This window comes from Sphingomonas sp. PP-CE-3A-406, from assembly GCF_003688625.1.
Lineage (GTDB): Bacteria > Pseudomonadota > Alphaproteobacteria > Sphingomonadales > Sphingomonadaceae > Sphingomonas.
Genome location: NZ_RCWY01000003.1, coordinates 183,597 through 196,647, shown reverse-complemented (window position 1 = coordinate 196,647; position 13,051 = coordinate 183,597). Strand labels below are relative to the sequence as shown.

The 13,051-nt window shown below is 69.8% G+C and carries 10 protein-coding genes; 6 read left to right on the top strand and 4 right to left on the bottom strand.

Annotated elements, in window-relative coordinates; genetic code table 11:
- Positions 1-87: 87 nt before the first annotated feature.
- Entirely contained in the window at positions 88-1,773 is a 1,686-nt protein-coding gene (locus tag C8J44_RS18785; protein WP_259466855.1) for a uroporphyrinogen-III synthase, read from the bottom strand.
- Positions 1,770-2,678, bottom strand: a complete 909-nt coding sequence (gene hemC, locus C8J44_RS12875; protein ID WP_404969212.1) for a hydroxymethylbilane synthase — start codon at positions 2,676-2,678, stop codon at positions 1,770-1,772. The genes C8J44_RS18785 and hemC overlap by 4 nt, the downstream gene beginning before the upstream one ends.
- Positions 2,679-2,738: 60 nt before the next feature.
- Between hemC and tsaD the strand changes: the two genes are divergently transcribed.
- Positions 2,739-3,764, top strand: coding sequence for a tRNA (adenosine(37)-N6)-threonylcarbamoyltransferase complex transferase subunit TsaD (gene tsaD, locus C8J44_RS12870; protein WP_121904867.1), 1,026 nt, complete (start codon positions 2,739-2,741; stop codon positions 3,762-3,764).
- A complete protein-coding gene (locus C8J44_RS12865; protein ID WP_121904866.1) occupies positions 3,761-4,738 on the top strand; it encodes an NAD(P)H-dependent glycerol-3-phosphate dehydrogenase in 978 nt (325 codons plus the stop codon). The genes tsaD and C8J44_RS12865 overlap by 4 nt, the downstream gene beginning before the upstream one ends.
- Before the next feature lie 180 nt (positions 4,739-4,918).
- Here the strand turns inward: C8J44_RS12865 and C8J44_RS12860 are convergent, their stop codons facing one another.
- Entirely contained in the window at positions 4,919-6,772 is a 1,854-nt protein-coding gene (locus tag C8J44_RS12860) for an AsmA family protein (RefSeq protein ID WP_121905442.1), read from the bottom strand.
- Positions 6,773-6,979: 207 nt separating this feature from the next.
- On the bottom strand, positions 6,980-7,138 hold the full coding sequence (locus C8J44_RS12850) for a DUF1674 domain-containing protein (protein ID WP_082441494.1): 159 nt from the start codon (positions 7,136-7,138) through the stop codon (positions 6,980-6,982).
- 103 nt (positions 7,139-7,241) lie between these two features.
- Between C8J44_RS12850 and C8J44_RS12845 the strand changes: the two genes are divergently transcribed.
- The 4 genes from C8J44_RS12845 (at position 7,242) to purH (ending at position 12,878) form a co-directional block, all read left to right on the top strand.
- Entirely contained in the window at positions 7,242-8,519 is a 1,278-nt protein-coding gene (locus C8J44_RS12845) for an RsmB/NOP family class I SAM-dependent RNA methyltransferase (protein ID WP_121904864.1), read from the top strand.
- 163 nt (positions 8,520-8,682) lie between these two features.
- The gene (rpe, locus tag C8J44_RS12835) at positions 8,683-9,339 is read left to right on the top strand and encodes a ribulose-phosphate 3-epimerase (protein ID WP_121886421.1); all 657 of its coding nucleotides are present in this window, start codon (positions 8,683-8,685) and stop codon (positions 9,337-9,339) included.
- Positions 9,336-11,072, top strand: coding sequence for a heparinase II/III family protein (locus C8J44_RS12830; RefSeq protein ID WP_259466854.1), 1,737 nt, complete (start codon positions 9,336-9,338; stop codon positions 11,070-11,072). Before rpe ends, C8J44_RS12830 begins: the two co-directional genes overlap by 4 nt.
- 231 nt (positions 11,073-11,303) lie before the next feature.
- Positions 11,304-12,878 carry a bifunctional phosphoribosylaminoimidazolecarboxamide formyltransferase/IMP cyclohydrolase gene (gene purH, locus C8J44_RS12825; protein ID WP_121904862.1) on the top strand — a complete coding sequence of 525 codons (1,575 nt, stop codon included), beginning with the start codon at positions 11,304-11,306 and terminating at the stop codon, positions 12,876-12,878.
- Positions 12,879-13,051: the final 173 nt, after the last annotated feature.

Below are 13,051 nucleotides of genomic sequence, written 5' to 3'. Positions count from 1 at the left end.
CTGCGGAACTCGACAAGATGACCAGCGATAACATCATGCGCGGTACGCTGCGATAGCAGCGTCGACAGTCTTTGAAATCGCCCGCCGTTACTGGCCCGTAGCTTGCCCAGGCGTCTTCGGCACGGCAGCCTGCGATCCCGCGCTCTCGTCAGTCACCGTCGATGTCTCGGTGACCGCCGAGGGCATCACCACCGGTGCAGGCTGCGGTTGCCCGGCCTGGCCGATCAGCGCCGCGTTCTCGATCACGTCGAGGGCATGCCGCGCCTGGACGTAGCGGCCTGCGGCTTCCATCCAGTTGCTCGCCTGATTCGCGCCCGGCAGCCGTGCGACTTCCGCGCGGGCCGCCTCGACTTGGCCCGCTTCGAGCAGGCGCCGGACGCGGGCGAGCCGATCGGCGGGCATCGTCGACGGCGTGCCGGCCTTGCGCAGCACGACCAGCGAATCGATCTGATGCTGGATCGTGTCGAGCCAGCCGTCGCCGGTGGTCGACGTAATGTCCGGCGCGATCGTATCGAGCCCCTGGCGCAGGTCCTCGAGCGTCACCGGCTGGCGCGCCGCCTGGATCAGCGTGGTCGTCGCGCGCGGTTGCGCCTGACCGAACCGCAACCGCAGCTGCTCCTCGAGATAGCCGAGCGTCACGCCGCGATCGAGCGCACGCCGCGCGGCGAATGCGACCAGCAGGCCTTCCGCGCGCGTCGCCTGACCGGCGGCGGCGGACGCATCGGTAGCGATCGTCGCGGTGCGCGTCTCCAGCGCGGTCAATTGCGCCGCCAGTGTCGCCTCGCGCGTCGCAAGCACGGCGGTATCGATCGGGGCTGGGGCCTGCGGCTCGCCGTTGGGGCCGAGCGGTTGCGACGGGATATACCCCGAGCTGCCCGCCGCCGCCTTCTGCGCGGCGGTCGTCATCCCGGCGGTCGTCGCATGCCCGCCGAACCACGGCAGCTTCTTCGCGGCATAGCCCATCAGGCCCAGCCCCGCGACGAACGCGAGGCCGACAAGGGCAAGGATCACACCCATTTTGGGTCCGCGTGCCCGTGGGCGATCGGTCGGCACGTAGTCGCTCATGGCGTGCTTATCCCCGCCGCGCGCGCGCTGGTCAATCGCGCGCGTGTTCGCGTGCGCAGCAGCGAGCGCGACGACCGCCGAATCGGTCGGTTGCGGTGCGATCGTCACGTCTTGCCAACCGTGCCCCGCCGCGTCGCCGACCGCCTGGCTGATAGCGACCAGCGAGATCCTCTGGCGAGCAGTACCCGCCGCATCGACCAGCTCGGCCAGACGCGTTGCGGCGCGCACCGAATGGACCAGGACGATCGCATCATCGAACGATCGCGCACCCTCGGTGCCGACCGGCACGGTGTCGCTCGCATAGACGGTGATTGCCGCGACGCCCTCGCCGGTCTCTCGTCGGTCGCGCCCTGCGAGATGAAGCAGCCGCGCAAAGCCGCGGTCGCGCGCGTCCGCCACCACCGCCCGCGCGTCGTCGGAACCGGTGACCGCGACCGCGAACCCGGCTTTTGCCGCCGCCTCCGCGGTCGCGGCACCGACCGCGACGACCGGCAACCGCTTGAACGCGTCGAGCCCGGCGCCACCATGCCGCACTGCGTTCGCGCTGGTCAGCAACAGCCCGTCGAACCCGGCAGGATCGGGCGGCGTCCAGTCGACCGGCACGACCCCGAACAACGGAACCTGCCGCACCTCCAGCCCAAGCGCGCGCAAGGATGTCGCGGTGCGCGTGTTGCCGGGTTCCGGCCGCAGCACCACGACGGGTTTCATGCGGCGAACAACCGCCGGACGCTGGCCGGCGCGCGCGCGAGCAGATCCTCCGCAAGCGCCGTCCCGAGATCGTCGTCGACCGTGCCCTCGATCGATCCCGCGACATCGCACGCGCCGTCCTCGGCGATCAGCTCGGCACGCAACGTCAGCGTCTCGCCTGCGAGCGATGCCAGCGCCGCGACCGGCGAATGGCAATCCGCCCCCAGCCGCGCGAGCAACGCACGCTCGGTCAGCACGCACGCGCTCGTATCGTGGTGGTCGATCGCCGCGACGATCTCGCCCGCCGCGCTCCCGGCGAGCACCTCCACGCCAACCGCACCCTGTGCCGGTGCCGGCAGCATCACGTCGGTCGGGATCGCATGGCCGTCGTCGCGCCCGAGCCGGTCGAGCCCGGCGGCGGCGAGCAGCGTCGCATCCATCTCGCCGCTCGCGACCCGGCCGAGCCGCGTGTCGACGTTGCCGCGGATCAGCACGATCTCCAGATCGGGCCGCAGCCGCAGCATCTGCGCGCGCCGCCGCGGCGAACTCGTCCCGACGACCGCATGCGGGCGCAGGTCGGCGAGCGTTTCCGCGCCGATCAGTCGGTCGCGCACGTCGGCGCGCGGCAGCATCGCCGCGATCTTCAGCGTCGCGGGCCGGATCGTCTCGACGTCCTTCATCGAATGCACCGCGCCGTCGATGTCGCCGTCGTGCAGCGCGCGATCGAGTTCCTTGGTCCACAGCGCCTTGCCGCCGATCTCGGCGAGCGCGCGGTCCTGCACGCGATCGCCGGTGGTGCGGATCACGACGATCTCGACCATGTCGGGCGACCAGCCATGCGCCGCGCACAGCGCATCGCGCACCATGCCTGCCTGGGTGAGAGCGAGCGGCGAACCGCGCGTACCGAGCCGAAAACGAGTCATCATCGCGCCATGCATAAAGGTGGCCCCTTCGACAAGCTTGGCGCACGCATATACAGACACGCGATGATCATCCTCGGCATCGAATCCTCCTGCGACGAAACCGCCGCCGCGCTCGTCACCGGCGACCGTCAGGTCCTCGCGCACCGGCTGCTCGGGCAGGAAGCCGCGCACGCCCCGTTCGGCGGCGTCGTCCCCGAAATTGCCGCGCGCGCGCATGTCGAGGCACTCGAGCCGCTGATCGTCGCAGCCCTCGCCGACGCGGGACTCAAGCTGGCCGATGTCGATGCGATCGCCGCGACCGCCGGGCCGGGGCTGATCGGCGGCGTCATGGTCGGGCTCGTCACCGGCAAGGCGCTCGCGCACGCCGCGGGCAAGCCGTTGATCGCGGTCAACCATCTCGAAGGCCACGCGCTCTCGCCGCGACTGTCCGACCCGGATCTCGAATTTCCGTACCTGCTGCTGCTCGTATCCGGCGGCCATTGCCAGTTGCTGCTGGTCGAGGGCGTCGGCGCGTATCGGCGGTTGGCGACCACGATCGACGACGCCGCGGGCGAAGCCTTCGACAAGACCGCCAAGCTGCTCGGTCTCGGCTTCCCCGGCGGCCCCGCAGTCGAACGCGCTGCCGCGCTCGGCAACCCTAAGGCGGTCCCGCTGCCGCGACCGCTGAAAGGCTCGGCCGAACCGCATTTCTCGTTCGCCGGCCTGAAGAGCGCGGTCGCACGCGTCGTCGGCCAATATTCGCCCGAGGACTTGGCCGCCTCGTTCCAGGCCGCGGTCGTCGACTGCCTGATCGACCGCACGACCAAGGCACTCCGCACCTCGCACGGCGCCACTGCGCTGGTCGTCGCGGGCGGAGTCGCCGCGAACACCGCAGTCCGCTCGGCATTGCAGACGCTCGCCAGCGCGCACGGCCTCCGCTTCGTCGCACCGCCGCTCTGGCTCTGCACCGACAACGCGGCGATGATCGGCTGGGCAGGCGCGGAGCGCTTCGCCGCCGGCCTCACCGATCCGCTCGACGTCGCCGCCCGCCCACGCTGGCCGCTCGATCCGAACGCCGAAGCGGTGCGTGGCGCAGGAGTGAAGGCATGAAAATCGGCGTCATCGGCGGCGGAGCCTGGGGCACCGCGCTCGCGCAGGTCGCCGCGCACGAAGGTCGCGACGTCGTCCTCTGGGCCCGCGAAACCGCCGTCGTCGAATCGATCAACGCCCACCACGAGAACAGCCTGTTCCTCGCCGGAGTCGCGCTCTCCCCGACGATCCGCGCCACCGAGGACCTCGCGGCGCTCGCCGACATGGACGCGATCCTAGTCGTTGCCCCCGCGCAGCACGTCGGCAGTGTCCTCGCCGCCGCTCCGGTCGGACGCATCCCGCTCGTCCTCTGCGCCAAGGGCATCGAGGCCGGCAGCAAGCGTCTCGTCGGCGAAGTCGCGCGCGCCGTCCACCCGAACGCACCGATCGCCGTCCTCTCCGGGCCCACCTTCGCGCACGAAGTCGCCGCCGGCTTACCCACCGCGGTCACGCTGGCGTGCGAGGATGCCAACCTCGGCGAACGCCTCGCCGCGCGGCTGGCGGCGCGTCATTTCCGCACCTACGCTTCGACCGACGTCGCCGGCGCGGAGATCGGTGGCGCTGTAAAGAACGTCCTCGCGATCGGCTGCGGCGTGGTCGAGGGGGCAGGGCTCGGCCAGAACGCGCGCGCTGCGCTGATCGCACGTGGGTTCGCCGAGATGACCCGCTTTGGCCTCGCTCGCGGTGCCCGCGCGGAAACGCTCGCGGGGCTGTCGGGGCTGGGCGACCTCGTCCTCACCTGCTCCTCGACCAGCTCCCGCAATTTCTCGCTAGGCGTCGGTCTCGGGAGAGGCGACTCCGCCGCAACGCTGCTCGCCGATCGCCGCACCGTCGCGGAAGGCGCCTTCACCGCCCCCGTCCTCCGCGACGCCGCGCGAGACGCCGGGGTCGACATGCCGATCACCGAAGCCGTCTGCCGCCTCTTGGAAGGCGCCCCGGTAAGCGACGTCATCGGCGACCTCCTCGCGCGGCCACTGAAGGGCGAGGCGGGCTAAACTCCCGTTACCGCGCTCGACCGCGCTTTCACTACCACCCCGGCGAAGGCCGGGGCCCAATTGGCAAGGTCGATGTAACGCAGGGCTGCCCGCCGTTACCTCGGTCGCCCAATTGGGCCCCGGCCTTCGCCGGGGTGGGTATTTGAACAAGGGAACAAGTCCGGGGTGACTGGGTGGACACTACCGCAAAACCCGCGCCGCCAACCCGGAGCAATCCGCGTCGCTCGCCGTCGGCCCCTGCTTCCCGGTGATCGCCCGCCCGATCGCCTTGAAGATATTCCCTACCGACTTCACCTCGGGCGGGATCGTCACATTGGGCCGCTCGATCGTCCCGGTCATGTACGCCGACCCCGGCAGCCGCAGCAGCGCATGCTGTTTCGGCGTGCCCGTCAGCCGGATGTTCAGCGTCTCCCCCGGAAACACCACGCTCCCCTGTCCCCGCAACTGGCTGGCCGTCGTATCGACGATCATCGGATCGACCCGCCCGCGCCCGCGCGTCACGTCCAGCTTCAACACCACGCACCGCAGCCCCGCCCGCTCGCCATCCTTAGCCAGCAGCGCGCGCGCCGCATCGAAGCCTAACGCGGCCGCAATCCCCTGCGGCAACTGCCCATCCCGCGCGACGAACCCGATCGTCCCGTTCGACCGCCCGACAGCCGCACGAATCGTCTCGCCCGGTCCCTTCAGCCGCACCCGCGCGCTGACATTACCGCTGAAATCGCCACCGCCGCCCGCTAGCGCCTGTACGCTGCCCCGCAACCTGAGGTCGATATCGACCGTCGGCACCTTCCGGTCGCCGCGCTGGTCGACCGTCACCTTGCCGGTGACGTTGCCATGCGACAGTCGCGCGACCAGCTCGCTCAGAGTCAGAAGCTGGTGATCGATCGCCAGCACGCCCTTCGCGGACAGGATCGGCGACGCACCCTTCGCGCTCACGATCCGCCCGATCCGAAACCCCATCCGCGCATCGGTCCTGTCGATCTTGCCGATATCGATCCGCGTATTCGGCACCAGCCGCGGCCCGATCGCGCGTTCCAGCGCCGCGCCCTCCGCCTTGCCCGCGTCCGACGCGAGGTCGCCGAAATCGAACTGCCGCGAGACGATGTCGCCATCGACCTTGCTGCGCCCCGCCTGCTTGTCGACGGTCACGTGCCCCGCGAAATCCGACCGCCCGACCACGCCCTTCAACTGCGTGATGGTCCATTTCGGCTGGTCGTGGCGGACGTGTGCGCTGAACGACACCGGCTGCGTGCGGAACAGTCCCGCCTCGATCACCGCGTCGATCAGCTTGAGATCGGCCGCGCGCGCCGTCACGTCGAGGCTCATCGCGTCGGTATCGAGCGGCCGGTCCATCAGCCCCTTGGCGGCAATCGAAAGCGCATCGCCATCGATCGACGCGGTGAACGGCCAAGGCTTGCCCTGAAACTTCTCCACCGAAGGCCCCGCGACCGCGATCCGCACCGCCGCCCCGCGGATCGTGCCCGACCCGTTCGCGCGGATACCGTGGACCGGATCCGACACGAACCGCGCGGTGACGAAGCGATCCTGCTTGTCGTCGCGATACTCGATCACGCTGTCGCTGATCGTCAGCCCGTCGAGATCGGTCGAACTGCCGCCGCCCTTGGGCTTGCCTGGCCGTTCCCAGTTGGTGCGGCCGTCCTTGTCGCGCACCAGCACCAGATGCAGTCCGCGCGCCTTCACGTCGCGCGGCCCGAACGCACCCTTTAGCAGGCCCATGCCAGAGAACGTCGCTTCGGCCTCGCGCAGCTGAACGAAGTCGCCTTTGCCCGCCCAGTCGGCCTGCGGGATCCGCACGTCGGTAATCCGGATCGTCGGATTGAACCCGAACGCGTCGACCCGCTCGATCCCGCCGATCGTCACCGGGCGCCCGAACCGCGCGGTCAGTTGCCGCTCGATCACGCCCTTCAGCGATCCCCACGGAAACGCGGCCAGCCCCACCAGCCCCAGCACGAGCACGCTCGCGACGACGATGCCGGTGACTTTAACCCAGCGTTTCTCGAAGAATCCCCTCATCATAGCGGCGACGCGCCGCCGGGGAAATCGTTCCGCCTGCGTCAGGACCGCTGCCGCAGATTTCGTGCATCAACGCCGTCATTCCCGCGGAGGCGGGAACCCATATTGGCTGACGGTGCGATGTAATCGCCGACCGTGGAGTATCTGGATCCCCGCCTGCGCGGGGATGACGGAGGGGGGGACGTTGAGCGAAGAGGCGCGCACCCCTCAGAAATCGATCGCCATGCCCTTCAGCTCCCAATCGCCATAGCGCGTAGGATCGCGGGGCTCGGGGTCCTTGTCGGGCACAATCGCCTCGGGTTTCGGGACCGGCGTATTCTTCGCCAGATACTCGGGTGGCTTCAGATGATCGGGGCGCTGGCCCATCGCGGCTCTCCGGATTTGCGTGTTGGCGTCGTAACCGCCACATGGGCCCTGTCGCGCCGCTTTGCCACAAGCCGCGCAGCAAACCGAACGCGAAGGACCTTATATGCCCGACTATACCCACGCTCCCGAGCCGCTCGGCGTCCCCACCCGTCGTGCAGCACTCCGCCTGCTCGACGCCGTCCTGCGTCGCGGCGAGTCGCTCGAATCCGCTCTGCCCGCAGCAACCCGCGCGATCCACGGCCCCGACCGCGGCCTCGCCCACGCGATCGCCGCCGAGACGCTGCGTCGCCTACCCGATCTCGACGCGATGATCGATTCGGTCACCAAGACCAACCTGCCCGACGACGCGAAGGCGCGGATGGCGCTGCGGATCGCGCTCGTCCAGGTGCTGATCCTCGGCACCCCCTCGCACGCCGCGATCTCGACCGTGCTGCCGCTTGTCGACGGCGGCCCGCGCAAACTCGTCCACGGCGTGTTCGGCACGCTGTTCCGCGCAAACATGCTGCTCCCCGAGGTACCGACGTTGCCGGTGCCCGTCGAACTCCGCTGGGAAGCCGCGTGGGGCGAGGAGATGGTCGACGCCGCCGGCCGCGCGATCGCGCAGGTGCCGCCGCTCGACCTGACGATCGCCGACCCGTCCGAGACCGAAGGCTGGCGCGAGAAGCTCGGCGGCGAGAGCTTCATGCCCGGGCATCTCCGCCTGGGCGACCACGACTCCGTCCCCGATATGGCAGGGTTCGGCGACGGCGCCTGGTGGGTGCAGGACATCGCCGCCTCGCTCCCCGCGCGCCTGCTGGGGAAAGGCGAGGGGCATGTCCTCGATCTCTGCGCAGCGCCCGGCGGCAAGACGCTGCAACTCGCGAGCGCAGGCTGGACCGTAACCTCGGTCGACAATTCGCAGAGCCGCATCAAGCGCCTGCGCGAGAACCTCTACCGCACGCACCTGAAGGCCGAGGTCGTCAACGCCGACATCCTCGACTGGGCGCCCGCCGAGCCCGCCGACGCGATCCTCATCGACGCGCCATGCAGCGCCACGGGCATCTTCCGCCGCCACCCCGACGTCCTCCACCGCGTCCGCCCCTCGATCATCGCCGAGACCGCAGCATTGCAGGCGCGGATCTTCGCGCGCGCGGCGGATTGGGTGAAGCCCGGCGGCACGTTGGTCTACGCCACCTGTTCGCTGGAGCCATCGGAAGGCGAGGCGCAACTCGACGCGTTCCTCGCCGCCCGCAGCGACTACACGATCGCCCCGGTAGACCAGTCCGAACTCCCCGCCGGTATCACGCCCACGGAAACCGGTACCATCCGCACGCTTCCCGGCATGCTGGCGGACCAAGGCGGCTGCGACGGCTTCTTCATCGCAAGATTGAAGCGCGCCTAACTCTTCCCCCCTCCCTGAAAGGGAGGGGCCGGGGGTGGGTAGGCCCGTTCGAGCCCCAACGGTTCGACCACGCGGAACCCGACCCACCCCCAACCCCTCCCTTCCAGGGAGGGGCGAAAACCAAGGCCTTCGCACCACGCGAATCCCGCGCTAGGACAATCCCATGCAACCCGTCCGCATCGCCCCCTCGATCCTCTCCGCCGACTTCGCCAAGCTCGGCGAGGAAGTGCGTGCCATCGACGCGGCCGGCGCCGACTGGATCCACATCGACGTGATGGACGGCCATTTCGTCCCCAACATCTCGTTCGGCCCCGCGGTCATGAAGTCGGTCCGCGGCGTCACCACCAAGCCGTTCGACGTCCACCTGATGATTTCCCCCGTCGACGCGTATCTCGACGCGTTCGCGGAGGCCGGCGCCGACTGCATCACCGTGCACTACGAAGCCGGCCCGCACATCCATCGCTCGCTCCAGCACATCAAGAGCCTCGGCAAGCGCGCGGGTGTCGTGATCTGCCCCGGCACGCCGGCGAAGATGCTCGACTACCTCATGGACATGGTCGACCTCGTCCTCGTGATGAGCGTCAACCCCGGCTTTGGCGGCCAGAGCTTCATCCCGAGCCAGCTCAAGAAGATCAGCGCGATCCGCACGATGATCGAAAAGAGCGGCCGCGCGATCGATCTCGAAGTCGATGGCGGCGTCGACGCGGAATGGGCGAAACGCTGTATCGAGGCCGGTGCCGACGCGCTGGTGGCGGGCACCTCGGTCTTCCGCGGCGGCCCCGACCACTACGCCGCCAACATCGCCGCGTTGCGGGGGTGAACGAAGCCCCCGATCTTGTAACCGATCCCGCCCCCGACGGGATCGACGAAGGCCGCCGCCTGATCCGTCTCGGCGGCGACAAGGGACTGTCGCTCGCCGATCGGCTGGCCGAGCGCTTCCACCGCCTGACGTGGCGCACGCCGCTCCACACGCTGCGCCTCAAGGGTCGCTACCCGCTGAAGCTGATCGCGGTCCCCGACGACCCCATCCTCGGCGACATTCCGCGCGGCACGATGCTGCTGGAGGGCGTGCTCTCGTTCCGCGGCGAAGCGCGTGATATCGAGACGCTCGATCTTGCGAAGCCGCTCCCCAAGCCGTTCGCAGAATACCTCCACAGTTTCGGGTGGCTACGCGACCTGTCGACCGTCGCGACCCGCGCGCGGGGTGCGCCGATCGCCGAATACCTCATGGGCCTCTGGCTGACCGCGCACGCCGACACGCAGGGCGGGATCGCGTGGCGCCCCGACCTGTGGGGCCGCCGCATCCTCGCCTGGACCGCGCACGCGCCGCTGATCCTGTCGTCCTCCGACCAGATCTATCGCTCGAAGGTTTTGAACGCGCTCGCAAAGGGCGCGCTCCACCTCGATCGCAACGCCGACAAGGCCCCGGCGGGTGCCCCGCGCATCGCCGCGTGGTGCGGAGTCGTCGCGGCCGGACTCCTTATCCCCGGCGGCGAGCCGCGGCAGGCGTTCGGTGAGGCCGGCCTGCTCCGCGCGCTCGGCACCGGTCTGTTCGACGATGGCGGCTCGGTGTCGCGCAGCCCGGCGATGCTGCTCGATTCGATCCAGCTGCTCACGCTCCTCCAGGAAAGCTACGCCGCCCGCAGCGCCGAACTCCCCGAGACGGTCGCGGTCACGCTCACCCGGATGGTCGCGGCCCTGCTCGGCGTAGCGCACGCCGATCGTGGCCTGTCGAGCTGGCAGGGTGGCGGCCCCGCCAGCGAAACGCAGGTCGCCGCGGTCATCGAAGCCAGCGGCGTCCGCACCCGCCCCCTCCGTCAGGCCCGCGACTGGGGCTATCAACGCCTCGCCGCCGGCACCGCAGTCCTGATCGTCGACGCCGCCCCGCCGCCGATCGCCCGCCTCGTCGAAGGCGGCTGCGCTTCGACGCTCGCGTTCGAATTCTCCGACGGCCCGGCGCGGATCGTCGTCAACTGCGGCGGCGCACGCGCGGGCATCGCGCAACTCCCCCCCGCGATGGTCGAGGGCCTGCGCTCGACTGCCGCGCATTCGACGCTGACGATCGCCGACAGCAACTCGACCGCGATCCTCGCCGACGGCACGCTCGGCCGCGGCGTGGGCGAAGTCGAGCTCAGCCGCCAGGAATCGGACGCCGCCAGCCGGATCGAGGCGAGCCACGACGGTTACGTCCGCCGCTGGGGCTTCCTCCACCGCCGCCAGCTGATGCTCACCGGCGACGGCCGCGAACTCCGCGGCGAGGACGCGCTGTTGCCGCAGGGCCGCAAACGCCGCGCCGGCCTGTCGCTGTTCGCGATCCGCTTCCATTTGGGGGAGGGCGTGCAGGTCTCCCCTACCGCGGACGGCCTCGGCGCGATCCTCCGCTTGCCGGGCGGTCCCTTGTGGCAATTCCGCTGCCGCGGCGGCGCGCTGGTGGTCGAGGACAGCGTCTGGATCGACGCCGACGGTCGCCCGGTCGCGACGCAGCAACTGATGATCACAGGCGAAGCCGCGGCCGGCGGCGCGAGTGTGAGCTGGGCGCTGAAGAAGGCCTGACTGCCACACCATCGAGATTAACGCGCCACCCCGGCGAAGGCCGGGGCCCAATTGGGAAACGTCGCTAACCGGGGACGGCACTCCGTTATTGCCACCTTTCCACTTGGACCCCGGCCTTCGCCGGGGAGGAACTACCTTTGTTGAGTGGCTGGACAGAGCAAAGGAGCCTGTTCCCCAACGTCAACCAACGCTAAGGCACCGCCGCACGGCGACCCCCGACGAAAGACCCTCATGACCAGCATCCCGAACACCCTCCCCATTCGGCGCGCGCTCCTGTCCGTCTCCGACAAGACCGGGATCGTCGATCTCGGCAAGGCGCTGGCGAGCCACGGCGTCGAACTCGTCTCCACCGGCGGCACCGCCACCGCGCTCCGCGCCGCCGGCCTCACGGTGCGTGACGTCAGCGAACTCACCGGCTTCCCCGAGATGATGGACGGCCGCGTCAAGACGCTCCACCCGATGGTCCACGGCGGCCTGCTCGCGGTCCGCGACGATGCCGGCCACGCCGCCTCGATGGCCGAGCACAAGATCGGCGCGATCGATCTCGTGATCGTCAACCTCTACCCGTTCGAAGCCACCGTCGCGAAGGGTGCCGACCGCGACACCATCATCGAGAACATCGACATCGGCGGCCCCAGCATGGTGCGCTCGGCCGCCAAGAACCACGCCTATGTCGCGATCGTCACCGACCCCGCCGACTACGCACTCGTCTCCGGCGGCACCACGACACTCGAAGACCGCAAGAAGCTCGCAGCCAAGGCCTTCGCCACCACCGCCGCCTACGACTCCGCCATCGCGACATGGTTCGGCACGGTAGATCAGGCCGAGGAATTCCCCGCCACCCTGCCGATCACGCTGAAGCGCGGCGACAGCTTGCGCTACGGCGAGAACCCGCACCAGTCCGCCGCCTTCTACACGGCAACAGGCAACGTCCGCGGCATCGGCCAGGCCCGCCAGCTCCAGGGCAAGGCGCTCAGCTACAACAACCTCAACGACGCCGACGCCGCGCTCGAACTCATCGCCGAATTCCGCGACGCCGAGCCCTCGGTGGTGATCGTGAAGCACGCCAACCCCTGCGGCGTCGCCACCGGCGCCACGCTCGCCGACGCCTATGCCGCGGCGTTCGCCTGTGACACGGTGTCGGCATTCGGCGGCATCATCGCCGTGAACCGCACGCTCGACGCCGAGACCGCGCGCCAGATAACCGGCATCTTCACCGAAGTCGTCGTCGCCCCCGATGCCGACGAGGACGCGATCGCGCTGTTCGCCGCCAAGAAGAACCTCCGCCTGCTGCTGACCGGCGACCTCCCCGATCCCGCCCGCCTCGGCTTGACGGCAAAGTCGATCGCTGGCGGCTGGCTCGTCCAGGGTCGCGACAACGGCACGCCGGGTGAGTTGAAGGTCGTCACCAAGCGCCAGCCGACGCCGCAGGAACTCCTCGACTGCCGCTTCGCCTGGACCGTCGCCAAGCACACCAAGTCCAACGCGATCGTCTACGCCAAGGACGGCAGCACCGCGGGCATCGGCGCGGGCCAGATGAACCGCCTCGAATCCGCGCGCATCGCCGCATGGAAGGCGAAGGACGCGGCAGAGAAGGCCGGCTGGTCGACCCCGCGCACGATCGGCTCGGCGGTCGCCTCCGACGCATTCTTCCCCTTCGCCGACGGCCTGCTCGCGGCGGTGGAAGCCGGTGCGACCGCAGTGATCCAGCCCGGCGGCTCGATCCGCGACGCCGACGTCATCGCTGCAGCGGACGAAGCCGGCCTCGCGATGGTCTTCACCGGCATGCGCCACTTCCGCCACTGAGTTGGGCATGGGGCCGGCGGGGGCAAGCAAACCCCGCCGCCCCCACCCACTCCGTCATGCCGGGCTCGTTCCGGCATCCACGGTCCCGCAAACCAAACGCTGGCGAGTACGCCGATCGGTGGATGCCGGAGCAAGCCCGGCATGACGGGGAGGTGCCCGTTTTTCGAGCACCC

Bases quoted from the DNA above. Each gene is read 5' to 3' on its own strand.
- C8J44_RS18785 (WP_259466855.1), bottom strand. From the start codon at position 1,773: ATGAAACCCGTCGTGGTGCTGCGGCCGGAACCCGGCAACACGCGCACC.
- hemC (WP_404969212.1), bottom strand. From the start codon at position 2,678: ATGATGACTCGTTTTCGGCTCGGTACGCGCGGTTCGCCGCTCGCTCTC.
- tsaD (WP_121904867.1), top strand. From the start codon at position 2,739: ATGATCATCCTCGGCATCGAATCCTCCTGCGACGAAACCGCCGCCGCG.
- C8J44_RS12865 (WP_121904866.1), top strand. From the start codon at position 3,761: ATGAAAATCGGCGTCATCGGCGGCGGAGCCTGGGGCACCGCGCTCGCG.
- C8J44_RS12860 (WP_121905442.1), bottom strand. From the start codon at position 6,772: ATGAGGGGATTCTTCGAGAAACGCTGGGTTAAAGTCACCGGCATCGTC.
- C8J44_RS12850 (WP_082441494.1), bottom strand. From the start codon at position 7,138: ATGGGCCAGCGCCCCGATCATCTGAAGCCACCCGAGTATCTGGCGAAG.
- C8J44_RS12845 (WP_121904864.1), top strand. From the start codon at position 7,242: ATGCCCGACTATACCCACGCTCCCGAGCCGCTCGGCGTCCCCACCCGT.
- rpe (WP_121886421.1), top strand. From the start codon at position 8,683: ATGCAACCCGTCCGCATCGCCCCCTCGATCCTCTCCGCCGACTTCGCC.
- purH (WP_121904862.1), top strand. From the start codon at position 11,304: ATGACCAGCATCCCGAACACCCTCCCCATTCGGCGCGCGCTCCTGTCC.